Genomic DNA, 15,327 nt, shown 5'->3' with positions numbered 1-15,327 from the left:
GGAGGCTGGGAGGCTGCGACGCCCGACGGAGGCTGCGACGCCTGACGGAGGCTGCGACGCTTGACGGAGGTTGTTACGCCTGACGGAGGTTTTCGGCGAATGGCTCCGCCAGGCGTGACATGCTCCGCCAGATGCAACGCGACCAATAGGCTCGACACATGCGAGAGACCGACGGCGACGGGATGCGGCGCGCACTCGCGCTCGCCGCACAGGCCGCTGCCGCCGGTGAGGTTCCCGTCGGCGCGGTCGTGCTCGATGAGTCCGGCCGCATCATCGCCGAGGGGCGCAACACGCGCGAGCAGACCCACGATCCCACCGGACATGCCGAGATCGTCGCGCTGCGGCAGGCCGCAGCATCCGTCGGCTCGTGGAATCTCGAAGGGCGCACGCTCGTCGTCACCCTCGAGCCGTGCGTGATGTGCGCCGGGGCGATCCTGCAGTCGCGGATCGGGCGCGTCGTGTTCGGCGCATGGGACGACAAGGCGGGAGCCGCCGGATCGATGTACGACGTTCTGCGCGATCGCCGGTTGCCGTACCGCGCCGAGGTCGTCGGCGGGGTGGCGGAGGACGCTGCGACCGCACTGCTGCGCGACTTCTTCGAACAGCGCCGCTGACCCCGCCACCCCCGTACCCCCGCGCCCCTCTGCGCCGGCAGGTGGCGCGATGTGTCGTGTCTGCGCCCTTTGAGCGGCCACACGCGACACCTCCATGCGCCGACGCAGCCGGTCTCAGTCGGAAGACTTCAGCACGAACACATCCGTCGGCGGGGTGGGGTCGATCGCCGGACGGTAGACGTCGGGCTCGATGTAGATCGCGCGCGCGACGGGAACGGCATCCCGGATCCGCTTCTCGATCTCGTCGATGTCGGCGGCAGCCTCGCGCACGCTCTTGTCCGAGGTGAGCGCGATCTTCGCCGCGACGAGCATCTCGTCGGGGCCGAGGTAGAGAGTCTTCAGGTGGATGAGCTTCTCGACGTCGGGGCCGCCGACGATGGCATCCATGATCAGGTCGAGGTCGGCCTGGTTCGCGCCCTCGCCGACCAGAAGGCTCTTGGTCTCGATGCCGAGGACCACGGCGATGAGCACGAGCAGCACGCCGATCGCGAGTGTGCCGAGCGCATCGAAGACGCTGTTGCCGGTGATGATCGTCAGGCCGACGCCGAGCAGGGCGAACGTGAGTCCGGTCAGAGCGCCGATGTCCTCCAGCAGCACGACGGGCAGTTCCGGCGCTTTCGCGCGCCGCACGAACGACACCCACGACTGGCCCTCCTCACGCACGAGGTTGCTCTCTTTGACGGCGGTGCGCAGCGAGAACGACTCGAGGCCGATCGCGATCACGAGCACGACGAGCGGCAGCCACCACCAGACGGGGTCGAGCGCGTACGGATGGGTCAGCTTGTCGACGCCCTCGTAGATCGCGAACAGGCCGCCGACCGAGAACAGGATGATGGACACGACGAATGCGTACACGTAGCGTTCGCGTCCGTAGCCGAACGGATGCTCGCGATCGGCGGAGTGCTTGGCCTTGCGTGCGCCGAGCATCAGAAGCAGCTGGTTTCCGGAATCCGCGACCGAGTGGATGGCCTCCGCGAGCATGGACGCGGACCCGGACAGGGCCCACGCGATGAACTTCGCGATCGCGATCCCCAGGTTCGCCAGGAACGCCGCGACGATCGCCTTGCTGCCACCGGATGCACTCATGGGCCGAGTCTAGTTCCGCCGGTCGCGATGCACACGAGCGCCCTCGGCGCTGTCGAATGGGGTGCATAGGATGGCGGCATGGCTGAATCACTTCCGTCCCTCGCGTTCCTCGGTGCCGGCTCGATGGGAGGCGCGATCCTCCAGGGCGTCGTCGCCTCGGGCATCGCCGTCGACGGTGGTATCACGGCCACCAATCGCACCGCGGCGAAATCCGAGAGCCTCACAGATCTCGAGGGAGTGACGGCGATCGCACTCGAAGATCAGCCGGACGGCAACACCGAGGCTGCGGCGTCAGCCCGGATCATCCTCGTCGGAGTGAAGCCCGCCATGGTCGCCGATCTGCTCCGCGAGATCGCGCCCGTTCTGCGTGAGGATGCCATCGTCGTGAGCCTCGCCGCCGGCATCAGCCTGGCGAGCTTCGCCGAGGTCCTCGGCTCGGATGTCAGCGTGATCCGCTCGATGCCGAACACTCCGGCGACCGTCGGCAAAGCCGTCACCGGCATCGCTGCGAACTCGGCCGCCTCAGAAGACGAGGTCGCCGTGGTCCGTCGGCTGTTCGAGCTCGTCGGGTCGGTTGTCGAGGTGCCAGAGGAGAAGATCGACGCGCTCGGCACGATCTCAGGCTCCGGCCCTGCGTACGTCTTCCTCCTGATCGAGGAGCTGACCAAGGCCGCGATCGGCAAGGGCTTCGGCGAGGCCGATGCCCGTCTGATCGTCGAGCAGACCTTCATCGGCGCCACGGCACTGCTCGACGTGTCAGGAGAGAATCCCGCCGAACTGCGCCGTCGGGTGACGAGCCCCAAGGGCACCACCGAACGCGCGATCGCCGTGCTGCAGGACGCGCACCTCGACGAGGTCTTCGCCAAGGCGACGGATGCTGCGCTGGCGCGCTCTCACGAGCTCGCCGCCGGCGCCTGACTCAGCGGTCGAGGCTGGCGAACCGCTCGATGTCGCTGTTGGTACCCGACACGATGATGAGGTCGTGGTTGGTCACCACGGTGTCCGCCTCGGCGTAGCGGAACGGCTTGCCCGGACTCTTCACACCGACGACCGTGACCTTGTACTTCGACCGCACGCCCGACTCGTTCAGGCCGACGCCGCGGATGAACTTCGGCGGATACATCTTGGCGAGCACGAAGTCGTCGTCGAAACGGATGAAGTCCAGCATCCGTCCGCTCACGAGGTGGGCGACGCGCTCGCCGGCCTCGCGCTCCGGGTAGATCACGTGGTTCGCGCCGACGCGGGCGAGGATCTTGCCGTGCGATTGTGAGACGGCCTTGGCCCAGATCTGCGGCACCTTGAGATCGACGAGGTTCGCGGTGATCAGCACGGATGCTTCGATGAGCGAGCCCACCGCGACCACGGCGACCTGGAAGTCCTGTGCGCCGATCTGCTTGAGCGCGTCGATGTTGCGGGCGTCGCCCTGCACCGTATGAGTGACGCGATCCGACCACTTCTGGACGAGCTCGAGATTCTCGTCCATCGCGAGCACCTCGCGATCGAGGCGGTCGAGCTCACCGGCGCACGCGGCGCCGAAGCGTCCGAGTCCGATGACCAGTACGGGCGCGTCGCCCCGGAGGACTTCAACCAACGATCGGCCTTTCCACGGGCAGCGAGTAGAGCTGCGAACGCGATGTCGCGGCGACCGCCGCGGCGAGAGTCACTGTACCAATTCGTCCCATGAAGATGGTGGCGGCCATGACGTAGACGGCCGAGTCGGGCAGCTCCGCCGTGAGGCCGGACGAGAGTCCGACGGTGCCGAAGGCCGAGATGACGTCGAAGAGCACGTCGCTGATCGGAGCCTTCGTGATCTGGGCGATGACGATGGTCGACAATGCGACGATCGTGGCACCCCAGGCGACGACCGAGAGGGCGACACGCTGCACGTCGCTGGGGATCCTGCGGCCGAAGGCCTCGACGGACTGTCGACCGCGCGCCTCGGACCACACGGCGATCGCCAGCACGGCGAGGGTGGTCACTTTGATGCCGCCGGCGGTGGACGCGGAACCGCCGCCGACGAACATCAGCATGGACGCGGCGAGCATAGAGGAGCCGTTGAGGTCTGAGATCTCGACCACGCTGAAGCCGCCGGATCGCGTCATGGCCGAAAGGAAGAAGGCCTGGAACGTCGTGTCGCCGGCATCCATCGAGCCGAAGGTCAGCGGGTTGTTGTACTCGAGGATGAGGAACACGGCCGCACCGAGGACGAACAGGATTCCGGTGGTGATGAGCGTGAGCTTGCTGTGCAGCGACCACCGCTTCACATGCCAGTGATGCTTGGCCAGTGTGTAGATGACCGGGAAGCCGATGCTGCCGAGGAAGACGCTGATCATGAGGACCGTCAGCACGAAGTAGTCGTCAGCGAACTCCGCGACACCGCTGGCGTTCGGGGCGAATCCGGTGTTCGTGAAGGACATGGCCGCGTAGTACGGCGCCTCCCACAGGGCGGCGAGCGGGGGGATGCCTGCCATCACGAGCCCGGGGTAGAGCAGCAGGGCGACGACGAGTTCGATGAGGAGCAGCGAGAATGCGACCGTCTTCAGCAGCTGACCGACTTCGCCCAGTCGCACCGTCTGCCCCTCGTTCACCACGCCGCCGTGCGCGCGCAGCGGGTTGCTGTCGCCTGCCGCAAGCAGCTTGGCGCGCAGCCCGAGCTTCTTCGAGATGACCAGTCCGAGCACTGACGTCAGGGTCAGCACTCCCATGCCGCCGATGTTGACGCCGAGGAAGATGAGCACGTGCCCGAACGGAGACCAGTGGGTGGCCATGTCGACTGTCGAGAGCCCTGTGACGCAGATCGTGGAGACCGCGGTGAACAGCGCATCGCTGATCGGGGTGACGGTGCCGCTGGCCGAGGCGAGCGGCAACGAGAACAGTGCCGTGAACAGCAGGATCAGCGCGGTGAAGACGAGAATCGCGAAGCGGGAAGGCGATGACGTGATGATGTGGCGCGCGAAGCGCCAGAAGTCGCGTGCGCGCGTGCGCGGGGATGCCGATGACCCGATGCTCGACATCGACGCCCTCCTGAGTCCGCTCCGTGTTCGCTCGCCCCAGTCGTTCCGGCGAGCCTTCGTCATGGTACTCCGCGCGTGGGACGACTACCCTGATCTCATGACCGACATCTTCGACGTGATCGCAGACGGCACGAGGCGAGACATCCTCCAGCTCCTCCTGCGGCGGGCCGCAGACGGGGATGCCGGCACCAGCGTCTCGCAGATCGTCAGCGAACTCGGCATCAGCCAGCCAACGGTCTCCAAGCACCTGAAGGTGCTGCGCGAGTCCGAACTGGTCAGTGTCCGCGAAGATGGACAGCGCCGCTTCTACAGCATCGAGGTGGAACCGCTCGAGGTCGTGGACGACTGGCTCGTGCCGTTCCTCGTCGATGCCTTCGGAGACGGCGCCCCTGACATCGATCTGTCGCTCGCTCCGCTGCCTGACGGTGCCGCGCACGCGGCCGAGGTCTTCGGCCGCGCCGCGGCATCCGCCAAGCACGTGGTCGCCACCGCTATCAAACGGCTCGGCAACTGAGACCGGCACCTCTGATTCCCACAGGTCACATCAGTCACTCGGGTTTACACGCGTCGCAGGTTCGCCATAGAGTGTGCTTCAGCAGAAAGGGGTACAGGGGATGCCCGAAGTTCCAGACGTCCGGTTCCTTACGGTTGCCGAAGTCGCCGAGATCATGCGCGTGTCGAAGATGACCGTCTATCGTCTCGTCCACGCGGGCGAGTTGCCCGCGATCCGATTCGGCCGCAGCTATCGCGTGCCCGAATCCGCCGTCACCGACGCCCTTCAGAGGCCGATCGCCGACGTCGGCTGAGCCCATCCGCCTCGGTGATCAGCGAAGGTCCGCTGGTTTGCTAGACTGACCCGAGGCATTTTTTCCATGCCCGTACCCGGGCGTCCGACTTCGTGCGACGCCCAGCCACTGACGTAGTGAGGTTTCCGTGGGTTCTGTCATCAAGAAGCGCCGCAAGCGCATGGCGAAGAAGAAGCATCGCAAGCTGCTTCGAAAGACTCGCCACCAGCGCCGCAACAAGAAGTAAGCGGCTGGACACGAGCGCCTGTCTTCGGACGGGCGCTTTGTGTCTGTGGCCACGTATCTCCAGACCCAGACCTCGAATTTCAGGGAGAATCCATGAAGTCGATCAGTGTCGCAGAGCTCGCTGCCCGCACGGGAACGCCGCTCATCGATGTGCGCGAGCGGGATGAGTTCGCCGGTGGCCACGTGCCCGGTGCGGTGAACATCCCGATGTCCGAGCTGGGAAGCCGTCTCGAAGAGCTTCCCGCCGAGGCGTTCGACGTGATCTGCCAGGTCGGCGGTCGGTCGGCGCGCGTCGTGCAGGCGCTCGAGGCCCAGGGCCACGACGCCACGAACGTCGATGGCGGCACTGGCGAGTGGATCGCCTCCGGCCACCCGGTCGCGGTTCCTTCGGCGTGACGACCATCACGGTCATCGGCAAGGCCGGGTGCCATCTGTGCCCGACCGCGCTCGGGATCGTCGAGACCGTCGTCGCGGATCTGCCCGATGACATCGGCGATCGCATCGAGATCGTCGAGAGGTCGATAGAAGACGACCCCGCCCTGTATGAACTGTGGTGGGAGAAGATCCCCGTCGTGCTCATCGACGATGAACTGCACGCGCACTGGCGGGTCTCGCCCGCCCGGCTGCGCCAGAAGCTGGAGGAAATCTGATGCTCAGGCACGTGGTGAGCTGGAAGCTCGCGAGCGAGGATGCTGTCGAACGCGCAGAGCAGGCCGCAGAGGTCGCCCGCCGGCTGAACGCGCTGGGCGGTGTCGTGCCCCAGCTGCGTTCGATCTCGGCCGGCGCGAACTCCGTGTACCCGGATGCGAACTGGGACGTCACGCTGATCGCGGATTTCGACTCGGTCGAGGCTTTGGAGCAGTACGTGGTGCATCCGGCCCACGAAGAAGCCGCGGTGTACATCCGCTCGGTAGTCGCCTCCCGCGTCGCCGTCGATTTCCAGATCTGATCAGACTCGAAACGCAAACGTAACCATCCTGATCGAGGCATCGCCGTCGCTCCGTGTCAAGATGATCTGCATACCTGTTCGTGGGCGAGCTCGCCCCAGTCTCCGTGGAGCGGTCATGCCCCGTCGTCGTAATCTCACCTTCGGTATCGCGCTCGCCGCGACCGCCATGCTCGCTCTCTCCGGCTGCGCCAGCGGCGGTGGCGACGCGGGCGGCGGCGAGACCGCCGCCGGTGACGACTACGGCCTCACCGAGGCGGGAACGCTGACGGTCTGCTCCGACATCCCCTACGCGCCGTTCGAGTTCGAGGGGGGCGACAACGGCACCGGTTACACCGGTTTCGACATCGACCTGCTCGATGCGATCGCCAAGAGCCTCGACCTCAAGCTGTCGGTGCAGGATGTCGGCTTCGATGCCCTGCAGTCCGGCACCACGCTCGCGGCGGGCACGTGCGACATCGGAGCATCCGCCATGACCATCACGGAAGAGCGCGAGGCGAACCTCGACTTCTCCGACCCGTACTACGACTCGCTGCAGTCGCTGCTCGTGCGCACCGACTCCGGCATCAAGTCGATCGATGACCTTTCGGGTCGTAACGTGGGCGTGCAGCAGGGCACCACCGGTGAGACCTATGCCTCGGAGAACGCCGAGGGAGCCGAGCTCGTGCAGTACCCGTCGGACGGTGAACTGTGGCCGGCGATGCAGGCGGGCCAGATCGACGCGATCCTCCAGGACCAGCCGGTGAACCTCGAGCACGAGAAGGCCGATTCCGCCTACAAGATCGTCGAGGAGTACAACACCGACGAGCAGTACGGCTTCGCCTTCGCCAAGGGCGAGAAGGACGAGCTGCGCGAGGCGATCAACGGCGCCCTGCAGGAGCTTCGTGACAGCGGCGACTACCAGACGATCTACGACAACTACTTCACCGCAGAGTAGTCGGCAGGGCGAGCAGGACAGGAGTCCTTGACGATGGCGTTGAGGCGCACGACCAAGAGCAAGCTCTACAGATACATCGTCTATGCGGTGCTGATCGCAGTCGTCGTCTGGCTGGCCGTCAGCACCGACTGGGCCCGGATCGCGAAGCTGTATTTCAATCCGGAGATCGCCGCGAAGATGCTCCCGGGCATCATCACGACCGCCCTGGTGAACACGCTCTGGTTCACCGCGGTGGCGTTCGTCGGAGGCCTGCTGCTCGGGATCGTGCTGGCACTGCTCAAGCTGTCGAGCATCGGACCGTTCCGGTGGATCGCCACGGCGTGGATCGAACTGTTCCGCGGTCTGCCGGCGATCCTGACGATCTTCGCCATAGCGTTCATCCTGCCGATCGGGCTGGGCGTGCCGGGCACGAAGCTCGGCGGGCCGGTGGTCCTCGGCCTGATCGGCCTCATCCTGGTCGCCTCGGCGTACATGGCCGAGACGATCCGTGCGGGCATCCAGGCGGTGCCGAAGGGGCAGACCGAGGCCGCCCGTTCGCTGGGCATGTCGCCGATGAAGACGACGTTCTGGATCGTCGTGCCCCAGGGGTTCCGCATCATCATCCCGCCGCTCACGAACGAGTTCGTGCTGCTGCTGAAGGACACCTCGCTGCTCTTCGTCGCCGGGACGTTCATCTGGTCGAAGGAACTCACCAACTTCGCCCGTGACGCGAGCACGCAGAATGCGAACGGAACACCGCTGATCATGGCGGCGGCCCTCTACTTGATCGTGACGATCCCGCTCACGCGCTTCAGTGCGTGGCTGGAGCGACGAATGGCGAGGCAGCGATGAGCACTGATCTAATCGATGTCCACGCCCCGGCGATCGACATCCAGGGGCTCGTCAAGAGCTTCGGCGACAACGAGGTGCTCAAGGGCATCGACCTGACCGTCGCGGCGGGCGAGGTCGTGTGCGTGATCGGACCGTCGGGTTCCGGCAAGTCGACCCTGCTGCGATCGGTGAACCTGCTCGAGGAGCCGACCGGCGGAAAGGTGCTGATCGAGGGGATCGACATCACCGACCCCGACATCGACATCGACCGCGTCCGCACGCGCATCGGCATGGTGTTCCAGAGCTTCAACCTGTTCCCGCATCTCGATGTGATGGGCAATCTGATGATCGCGCAGCAGCGCGTGAAGAAGCGCTCGAAGACCGAGGCCGAGAGGGTCGCCCGCGAGATGCTCGGCCGGGTGGGTCTCAGCGAGAAGGCCGACGCCTACCCCGGTCACCTCTCCGGCGGTCAGCAGCAGCGCGTGGCGATCGCCAGGGCGCTGTGCATGAACCCCGACATGATGCTGTTCGACGAGCCGACCTCCGCGCTCGACCCCGAACTGGTGGGCGAGGTGCTGCAGGTCATGCGCACTCTCGCCGACGAGGGGATGACGATGCTCGTCGTCACGCACGAGATGGGCTTCGCGCGCGAGGTCGGATCCCGCCTGATCTTCATGGACGGTGGCGTGATCGTCGAGGAGGGCGACCCGCGCCAGGTGCTCGCGAACCCGCAGCATCCGCGCACGCAGGACTTCCTCGCCCGCGTTCTGTAACGTCACCACGCGCCAGAGTCAGGCGAAACAGCTACACCTTCCAGCATCCGCCACATCGATCGATGCCGCGGACGCTGAAAGGTGTAGCGCCAGCCTCGCTGGGGCCGCCGAGAGGCGACCGGTTCACACTCAGATCATGCGGCGACGGTGAATCGTGTAGCCGCCGACAGCGATCATCGCGACAGCGATCGCCAGCAGCACGTACGGAACGGCCGCACCGGTGATGGCGAGTCCGCCGCCGGCGCCGGCGCCACCCTGTCCGCCGGGCAGAGCGCCTGCGCCGCCGTCAGCCGGGTCAGTGGGTGCCGGCGTCGTCGGAGTCTCAGTGACGGTGATGTCTGTCGTGAGAACAACGCCCGTCTGCGCTCCGGTCACCGTCACGCTGTGCGTTCCGACCTCAGTAGGGGCCGTGACGGTGAACTCGGCGCGACCAGACAGCACGTCGCGCTGCGGGCTCGAAGCGGCTGCAAGCTTTGCGGCAGCCGCATCCGATGCAACGCTCGCCTGCCAGTCCGCGTCGAGACCATCAACGCTCACGGTCACAGTTGCACCGGGTGCGACCTCCGCAGCACTGGCCGAGATCGTTGCGTCAGCGCTGAGCGACTTCAGGTCGCGGTTGAGTTCCAGTGCGCCTGCCGAGGTGAAGAAGAGGTCTGTCTGGTCCGTGAGCCCGAGCAGGTTGGCAGCTCCGGGGCCGTACCCGGCGACGCGCACCTGCGAACCGGTGTGCTGCTGTGATCCGCCCGCCTCTGCCGTGCCGTAGGACACGATCATCGATCCGCCCTCGACGGTCTGCAGGTTGACGCTGAGTCCAGGAGGGGTCGAGCCGACGATCTGGCTCGTGTGAGCGTGATCGGCGGTGACGACGACCAAGGTGCCCTGGTTCTGCTGTGCGTATGCCAGAGCCACCTGCGTGGCCTCATCGAGGTCGACAGTCTCACCGATCTGAGCACACGCGTTTGCGGCGTGGTTCTGCTTGTCGATGCTCGCGCCCTCCACCTGCAGGAAGAAGCCGTTGTCGTTGTCGAGGAGCTCGATCGCCTTCTGCGTGAGCGAACCCAGCGAGAGACCGGTGTCGAGACGCTCGGGGTTCTCGGTGCACGCGGTTGGGGCTGCATCGCCACCGCCGACGGTGGCCTCAGGGCCCTGCCAGCGCACGGGGAAGTTGCCCGGCGTGAAGAGGCCGAGCAATGGCGCGTTCTGGTCCGCCGCGGTGACCCCGGCAAGCCCTTCAGCGTCGTCAACCACCTGGTAGCCGCGGTCCGCGGCCTGTTCGAACAAGGTTGCGCCCTCCCACGGACCCGCCTTCGCAGTCTGCGTGAAGCTTGCCGAGCCGCCGCCGAGCGTGACGTCAGGACGAAGGTTCAGCAGCTGCTCGCTGATCGAGCCGAGTCCGCCGTTCTCGAGCGCCTCCGAGGCGCAGTTCGCCGACGTCTTGTCCGGTCCGTAGCATCCGCGCTGGGAGATGTGCGAGATCTGGGCACCTGGGGTCGCGTCCTGGATCTCGGCGGTGGAAACGTCGCCCGTCCTCATCCCGTTCGCCTTCGCAAGCTCGAGGAGGGTCGCCTGTGCCACGCCGTTGATGTCGATGCTCAGCTGACCGTTGATCGCCTTCGTGCCGGTCGACCATGCGCTTGCGGTCGAAGCGGACTCGGAGGCGTAGTTCGCGGTGCCGTCCTCGCGCAGGGAGTAGGTCGTGTAAGAGCCCGTCAGCGGGAGGGCATCGATCCCGGCGAATGCTCCGGATGCGCCTTCGGCGTAGTTGCGCGCGACTGTGATCTCGGAGTCACCCATGCCGTCACCGATGAGAAGGATGACGTTCTTGGCGGGGCCGTCGACGAGGGCCTCGCGCACGGCGGCCGTGCGGTCTTCCGTGTTGCGTGTCGCACCTCCGTTCTCAGTGATGTCGGTGGCGCCATCGTCCGCGGCCATCGCGATCGTCGGAGTCATCAGCGTGGCTGCCATCAGCGCAGTGATGCCAACGGCCAACAATGTGCCGCGGCGGCGTTCTCTGGACACGAGCATGGGTATCTCCTCGGTAGCTCTACGGGAAAGACGCCGCAGTCGGCATCAGATTCAGCCAAGGGGGAGAAGAAGACGAACGCGTGAACTGTCGATGGATGATGTGAGAATTGTGCCGCGGGATGCGCGACACAAACCTGAGGTCTCGATTCTCGGTCACCCTAAGCCCGTGGCGCGCACCGCCACCGGCACCGGCTCGATCGCGAGGTGCACGCGGTCTCCGAAGGACGGATGCTGGTGCGCATCGTGCTGCACGCGGACCAGGTCGCCGGCATCCGTCTTCACGAGCGTGCGGCGGATGCTGCCGAGGAACGTGCTCTCCTCCACGACGCCGCCGATCGCGGCATTCGCCTCTCCGGAGAACCGCAGGTTCTCGGGCCGCAGGTGCACCTCGACCGGCCCATCGGCGGGCGCGTTCGTCGGCAGCTCGCGGCCCCACACCGTCACGTGCCCACCCGACGCGACACCGGGGACGACGCTGGAGAGTCCGACGAAAGCGGCGACGTGCGCGGTCGCGGGGCGCAGATAGAGCTCTTCGGGGGTGTCGATCTGGTCGATGCGACCGGCATCCATCACCGCGATCCGATCCGAGACGGCCAGCGCCTCCTCCTGATCGTGAGTGACGAACACCGTCGTGATACCGAGCCGCAGCTGAATGCGGCGGATCTCGTCGCGCAGCTGCACTCGCACCTTCGCATCGAGCGCCGACAGCGGCTCATCCAGCAGCAGAACACGCGGCTCGGTGACCAGAGCGCGGGCGAGAGCGACGCGCTGCTGCTGACCGCCGGAGAGCTGGTGCGGATAGCGATCGGCGAAACCCTCGAGTCCGACCAGCGCCAGAGCGTCGAGCGCGCGCTTCGCCGCAGCGGCCTTGCCGACGCCCCGACGACGCAGCCCGAACGCGGTGTTGTCATCGACGCGCAGGTGCGGGAAGAGCGAGTACGACTGGAAGACCATGCCGATGTCGCGCTTGTTGGTGGGGATGCGCGAGACGTCCTGCCCTCCGAGCAGCACGGCGCCGCCGTCTGCGCTCTCCAGACCCGCCAGCACGCGCAGCGCGGTGGTCTTGCCGCATCCGGACGGCCCGAGCAACGAGACGAACTCGCCAGGTGCGATGTCGAGATCGACGCCGTGGAGCACCTGATTGGAGCCGTAGCTCTTCTCGATGCCCTGGAACTGCACGCGCGTGCCCTCGCCGGCCTCGGCGAGCAGCACGTTGTCGGCAGTGGCGGGAAGAGCGGTCATGAGCGGGCCTTTCCGTTGCCGCGTGCAGCGCGGCCGATGATGAGCAGCAGGAGGAAGCAGAACAGCAGCGCGAGCAGAGTGAAGATCGCCGGAGCGTAGGCGTCCTGCTTCTGCACCACCACCATCGCTGTCTGGAACACCTGGCGGTTGAGCAGCGACGCGATCGTGAACTCGCCGAGCACGACCGCGATGGAGATGAGGGATGCCGCGAGCAGACCCTGACGGATGTTCGGAGCGAGTACCTTCACGACCACGACCGGCCAGCTCGCGCCGAGGGAACGGGCAGCTTCGGCCAGTGTCTTCAGATCTGCGGCGTCGATGGACGCCTGGATCGAGCGGAATGCGAACGGCAGCACGGTGACGCCGTAGGCGAAAGCCAGCGTCCAGGTGCCGGTGCCGAGTGCGCGTCCGATCTGCAGGTAGATCGGCGCGAGGCCGACGACGAGCACGATCGCCGGTATCGAGATGGGCAGCAGCACCGCGAACTCGAAGAACGGCTTGAGCTTCGGGAACCGCAGGTTCACCAGGATCATGGTCGGCGCCAGCAGCAGCAGCACGATCAGCACCGTGATGAGAGCGAGCACGAGCGAGTTGCCCAGGCCCGTCCAGATGGGCTTGATGGCCGCGGATGCCGCGGGGTCGAACAGCGCGGCCCAACGCTCGAACGACAGGCCGCCGTCCGTGCTGCGCAACGTGTAGAGCAGGGTCGAGATCAGCGGGATCGCGAAGAACGCTCCCACCACGACACCGATGATCCAGCGCGTGGCGAGCGAGGGTCCGAGCCGGTTCATGACTGCCACCTCGCTGCCCGGCGCTGCACCAGCGAATACAGCGCCATCACGATGCCGACGACGACGATCATGCCCAGTGCCAGGGCGCCGGCGAGGTTCTCCCTGCCGAGAACGGTCTCGCTGGTGAGGGCGGCACGGATCTGCAGCGGAACGATCTGCGACCCCTGGCTGGCGAGGGCGGCCGCCGTCGCGTACGACGAGAACGCGTTCGCGAACAGCAGCAGCAGGCTCGCGAGGAACGACGGCGCGAGCACGGGGATGCCGATGCGCAGCCAGAAGCTCGCGCGGGTGCCGCCGAGCGTGAGGTTCGCCTCGGTCCACTGCGGCTTCAAGGCGGCCAGGGCAGGCATGAACGTGATCACCATGAGAGGCACCTGGAAGTAGATGTACGGCATGATCAGGCCGGGCACCTCGTAGAGCCACATGCCGTTCTCGTAGATGTTCAGCCCGAACGCGTCCTGCAGGAACAGCGTCATGACGCCCTGCGCGCCGACCGTGGCGATGAAGGCGAACGCGAGCATGACGCCGCCGAACTGGGCGAGCACACCGGCCGCGGCATCCACGCTCGAGCGCACCGCACCCTGCGGGTTCATGCCGAGCAAGGCGTAGCAGACCAGTGCACCGGCGACGGCGCCGACGACGGCGGTCAGCAGCGAGAGGCCTGCGGAGTTCGCGAACGTGTTCAGCACGACCGGGTCGGCGAGGGCGGTGACGTTGGTCCAGGTGAATGCACCGTCGTCGGTGAAGAAACCCGAGCCGACGGCGAGAATGGTCGGCACCGCGAGGAAGAGCAGCACGTAGGCGGCGAAGGGCACGAGCCCCAGCCACGCCACGGACATGCCGGATCGCCGGGCCGTGCGAGACGGCCCGGCGATCGAGGGGGCGGATGCCGTAGCATCCGCCCCCGGAAGCACAGTGGTCACTGGACCGCCGCTGCCCACTTCTCGCCGAGCAGGGTGCCGGCGTTCGTCGACTGCTCCTCGGTCGGGACGACCGTCTCTGACGGAACCTCGGGCAGAGCAGCCGCGAGGTCGGCGTCGATCGTGCCGGCCTCGGTCATGGCCTCCATGCGTGCCGGACGCGCGCCGCCCTTGAGCCACAGGTTCTGCACGTCGTCGCTGTAGAGGAACTCCTGCCACAGACGGGCTGCCGCGGGGTTCGGGGCGTCCTTGTTGATGGCCTGGTTGTAGTAACCGGCGTAGCCGACGCCGTCGAGCACGGCGACCTTCCAGTTCTCGTTGTCCGCACCGGCCGCAGCGTTCAGGTAGTCCCAGTCGAACACGACGGGCGTCTCGCCGCTGGTGATCGTGGCCGGAGTCACGTCGACCTTGAGGAAGTTGCCCGCCTTCTGCAGTTCGCCGAAGAAGTCGATGCCGGGCTGGAAGTCGTCGAGCGTGCCGTCGGACTGCACCGCTGCGAGGCCGACCGCAGCGAAGGCGGCGCCTGCCTGCGTCGGGTCGCCGTTGATCGCCACGGCGCCCTTGTAGTCGGCGCCGAGCAGGTCGTCGAGCGAGCCGGGCTCGTCGAACTTCGAGGAGTCGTAGCCGATCGACATGTATCCGCCGTAGTCGCCGACGAACAGGCCGGTCGACTCCTTGAGAGCGTCGGGGATCTCGTCCCAGGTCTGCACCTGGTACGGCGCGAACTGGTCGGTGCTGGAGAGCGCGACAGCGAGGCCGAGGTCGAAGACGTCCGGAGCGGTGTCGAGGCCCTCGTTCGTCTCCGCCGCGGTGATCTCCTCGGCGCTGGAGATGTCAGGCGACTGCTCGTTGATCGTGATCTCGGGGTACTGCTCGGCGAACAGGTCGAGGATCTCGCCGTAGTTCGCCCAGTCGCGCGGGAGGGCGATGACGTTCAGCTGGCCTTCGGCCTTCGCTGCGGACTCGAGGTCTTCGAACGAGCCGAAGTCTTCGATCGAGGTGGCTGTCGCGGCATCCGCTGCGGCGTCATCGGTGCTGTCGCCGGTGGCGGCCGCGCACGAGCTGAGAGCGAGCGTCGCGGTCGCTGCGAGGGCGATGCCGGCGACGAGTCGCGCGCGGCGGGGAATGGTGGCCATGG

19 protein-coding genes are annotated in these 15,327 nt (G+C 66.6%); 11 read left to right on the top strand and 8 right to left on the bottom strand.

Going from position 1 to position 15,327, the window contains the following annotated elements; translation table 11 throughout:
• The first annotated feature begins 158 nt into the window (after positions 1–158).
• Positions 159–614, top strand: coding sequence for a tRNA adenosine(34) deaminase TadA (tadA, locus tag JF52_RS0103990; protein ID WP_033105132.1), 456 nt, complete (start codon positions 159–161; stop codon positions 612–614).
• A 114-nt stretch (positions 615–728) separates the two neighbouring features.
• On the opposite strand, the gene JF52_RS0103985 is transcribed toward tadA, so the two are convergent.
• On the bottom strand, positions 729–1,700 hold the full coding sequence (locus tag JF52_RS0103985; RefSeq protein WP_033105131.1) for a cation diffusion facilitator family transporter: 972 nt from the start codon (positions 1,698–1,700) through the stop codon (positions 729–731).
• 78 nt (positions 1,701–1,778) lie between these two features.
• On the opposite strand from JF52_RS0103985, the gene proC reads away from it, so the two are divergent.
• Complete coding sequence (gene proC, locus JF52_RS0103980; RefSeq protein ID WP_033105130.1) at positions 1,779–2,618, top strand: pyrroline-5-carboxylate reductase; 840 nt, start codon at positions 1,779–1,781, stop codon at positions 2,616–2,618.
• A 1-nt stretch (position 2,619) separates the two neighbouring features.
• Here the strand turns inward: proC and JF52_RS0103975 are convergent, their stop codons facing one another.
• Both JF52_RS0103975 and JF52_RS0103970 read right to left on the bottom strand, forming a co-directional pair.
• Entirely contained in the window at positions 2,620–3,291 is a 672-nt protein-coding gene (locus JF52_RS0103975; protein WP_033105129.1) for a potassium channel family protein, read from the bottom strand.
• A complete protein-coding gene (locus JF52_RS0103970) occupies positions 3,284–4,714 on the bottom strand; it encodes a TrkH family potassium uptake protein (protein WP_033105128.1) in 1,431 nt (476 codons plus the stop codon). Before JF52_RS0103970 ends, JF52_RS0103975 begins: the two co-directional genes overlap by 8 nt.
• Positions 4,715–4,811: 97 nt before the next feature.
• Here JF52_RS0103970 and JF52_RS0103965 point away from each other — a divergent pair, with 97 nt between their 5' ends.
• From JF52_RS0103965 to JF52_RS0103930, 9 genes are all read left to right on the top strand, one after another.
• A complete protein-coding gene (locus JF52_RS0103965; protein ID WP_033106281.1) occupies positions 4,812–5,228 on the top strand; it encodes an ArsR/SmtB family transcription factor in 417 nt (138 codons plus the stop codon).
• A 100-nt stretch (positions 5,229–5,328) separates the two neighbouring features.
• On the top strand, positions 5,329–5,520 hold the full coding sequence (locus tag JF52_RS0103960; RefSeq protein ID WP_033105127.1) for a helix-turn-helix domain-containing protein: 192 nt from the start codon (positions 5,329–5,331) through the stop codon (positions 5,518–5,520).
• A gap of 127 nt (positions 5,521–5,647) precedes the next feature.
• Positions 5,648–5,746: a 30S ribosomal protein bS22 gene (locus JF52_RS16755; protein WP_003792170.1), complete on the top strand. Its 99-nt coding sequence runs from the start codon at positions 5,648–5,650 to the stop codon at positions 5,744–5,746.
• Between the two features lie 92 nt (positions 5,747–5,838).
• Positions 5,839–6,141, top strand: a complete 303-nt coding sequence (locus JF52_RS0103955) for a rhodanese-like domain-containing protein (RefSeq protein WP_033105126.1) — start codon at positions 5,839–5,841, stop codon at positions 6,139–6,141.
• Entirely contained in the window at positions 6,138–6,395 is a 258-nt protein-coding gene (locus JF52_RS0103950; protein ID WP_033105125.1) for a glutaredoxin family protein, read from the top strand. The genes JF52_RS0103955 and JF52_RS0103950 overlap by 4 nt, the downstream gene beginning before the upstream one ends.
• Positions 6,395–6,694 (top strand): Dabb family protein, encoded by a 300-nt coding sequence (locus JF52_RS0103945; protein ID WP_052166738.1) that lies wholly within the window; start codon positions 6,395–6,397, stop codon positions 6,692–6,694. Before JF52_RS0103950 ends, JF52_RS0103945 begins: the two co-directional genes overlap by 1 nt.
• Before the next feature lie 115 nt (positions 6,695–6,809).
• Positions 6,810–7,628 (top strand): basic amino acid ABC transporter substrate-binding protein, encoded by an 819-nt coding sequence (locus JF52_RS0103940; protein ID WP_033105123.1) that lies wholly within the window; start codon positions 6,810–6,812, stop codon positions 7,626–7,628.
• A 33-nt stretch (positions 7,629–7,661) separates the two neighbouring features.
• The gene (locus JF52_RS0103935; protein WP_033105122.1) at positions 7,662–8,459 is read left to right on the top strand and encodes an amino acid ABC transporter permease; all 798 of its coding nucleotides are present in this window, start codon (positions 7,662–7,664) and stop codon (positions 8,457–8,459) included.
• Complete coding sequence (locus JF52_RS0103930; protein ID WP_033105121.1) at positions 8,456–9,211, top strand: amino acid ABC transporter ATP-binding protein; 756 nt, start codon at positions 8,456–8,458, stop codon at positions 9,209–9,211. The genes JF52_RS0103935 and JF52_RS0103930 overlap by 4 nt, the downstream gene beginning before the upstream one ends.
• A gap of 129 nt (positions 9,212–9,340) precedes the next feature.
• On the opposite strand, the gene phoA is transcribed toward JF52_RS0103930, so the two are convergent.
• The 5 genes from phoA to JF52_RS0103905 form a co-directional block, all read right to left on the bottom strand.
• The gene (gene phoA, locus JF52_RS0103925) at positions 9,341–11,236 is read right to left on the bottom strand and encodes an alkaline phosphatase (RefSeq protein WP_084595551.1); all 1,896 of its coding nucleotides are present in this window, start codon (positions 11,234–11,236) and stop codon (positions 9,341–9,343) included.
• 153 nt (positions 11,237–11,389) lie between these two features.
• The gene (locus JF52_RS0103920; protein WP_033105120.1) at positions 11,390–12,478 is read right to left on the bottom strand and encodes an ABC transporter ATP-binding protein; all 1,089 of its coding nucleotides are present in this window, start codon (positions 12,476–12,478) and stop codon (positions 11,390–11,392) included.
• Positions 12,475–13,269 (bottom strand): ABC transporter permease, encoded by a 795-nt coding sequence (locus JF52_RS0103915; protein ID WP_033105119.1) that lies wholly within the window; start codon positions 13,267–13,269, stop codon positions 12,475–12,477. The genes JF52_RS0103920 and JF52_RS0103915 overlap by 4 nt, the downstream gene beginning before the upstream one ends.
• Positions 13,266–14,210, bottom strand: a complete 945-nt coding sequence (locus JF52_RS0103910) for an ABC transporter permease (protein WP_033105118.1) — start codon at positions 14,208–14,210, stop codon at positions 13,266–13,268. The genes JF52_RS0103915 and JF52_RS0103910 overlap by 4 nt, the downstream gene beginning before the upstream one ends.
• Positions 14,189–15,325 carry an ABC transporter substrate-binding protein gene (locus JF52_RS0103905; RefSeq protein ID WP_033105117.1) on the bottom strand — a complete coding sequence of 379 codons (1,137 nt, stop codon included), beginning with the start codon at positions 15,323–15,325 and terminating at the stop codon, positions 14,189–14,191. The genes JF52_RS0103910 and JF52_RS0103905 overlap by 22 nt, the downstream gene beginning before the upstream one ends.
• Between the last annotated feature and the right edge of the window lie 2 nt (positions 15,326–15,327).

Source organism: Microbacterium profundi, from assembly GCF_000763375.1.
Classification (GTDB): domain Bacteria; phylum Actinomycetota; class Actinomycetes; order Actinomycetales; family Microbacteriaceae; genus Microbacterium; species Microbacterium profundi.
Note: the sequence above shows the minus strand (reverse complement) of the source record. Positions and strands in the feature narration are given on the sequence as shown.

Bases quoted from the DNA above. Each gene is read 5' to 3' on its own strand.
- tadA (WP_033105132.1), top strand. From the start codon at position 159: ATGCGAGAGACCGACGGCGACGGGATGCGGCGCGCACTCGCGCTCGCC.
- JF52_RS0103985 (WP_033105131.1), bottom strand. From the start codon at position 1,700: ATGAGTGCATCCGGTGGCAGCAAGGCGATCGTCGCGGCGTTCCTGGCG.
- proC (WP_033105130.1), top strand. From the start codon at position 1,779: ATGGCTGAATCACTTCCGTCCCTCGCGTTCCTCGGTGCCGGCTCGATG.
- JF52_RS0103970 (WP_033105128.1), bottom strand. From the start codon at position 4,714: ATGTCGAGCATCGGGTCATCGGCATCCCCGCGCACGCGCGCACGCGAC.
- JF52_RS0103965 (WP_033106281.1), top strand. From the start codon at position 4,812: ATGACCGACATCTTCGACGTGATCGCAGACGGCACGAGGCGAGACATC.
- JF52_RS0103960 (WP_033105127.1), top strand. From the start codon at position 5,329: ATGCCCGAAGTTCCAGACGTCCGGTTCCTTACGGTTGCCGAAGTCGCC.
- JF52_RS0103955 (WP_033105126.1), top strand. From the start codon at position 5,839: ATGAAGTCGATCAGTGTCGCAGAGCTCGCTGCCCGCACGGGAACGCCG.
- JF52_RS0103945 (WP_052166738.1), top strand. From the start codon at position 6,395: ATGCTCAGGCACGTGGTGAGCTGGAAGCTCGCGAGCGAGGATGCTGTC.
- JF52_RS0103940 (WP_033105123.1), top strand. From the start codon at position 6,810: ATGCCCCGTCGTCGTAATCTCACCTTCGGTATCGCGCTCGCCGCGACC.
- JF52_RS0103935 (WP_033105122.1), top strand. From the start codon at position 7,662: ATGGCGTTGAGGCGCACGACCAAGAGCAAGCTCTACAGATACATCGTC.
- JF52_RS0103930 (WP_033105121.1), top strand. From the start codon at position 8,456: ATGAGCACTGATCTAATCGATGTCCACGCCCCGGCGATCGACATCCAG.
- phoA (WP_084595551.1), bottom strand. From the start codon at position 11,236: ATGCTCGTGTCCAGAGAACGCCGCCGCGGCACATTGTTGGCCGTTGGC.
- JF52_RS0103920 (WP_033105120.1), bottom strand. From the start codon at position 12,478: ATGACCGCTCTTCCCGCCACTGCCGACAACGTGCTGCTCGCCGAGGCC.
- JF52_RS0103915 (WP_033105119.1), bottom strand. From the start codon at position 13,269: ATGAACCGGCTCGGACCCTCGCTCGCCACGCGCTGGATCATCGGTGTC.
- JF52_RS0103905 (WP_033105117.1), bottom strand. From the start codon at position 15,325: ATGGCCACCATTCCCCGCCGCGCGCGACTCGTCGCCGGCATCGCCCTC.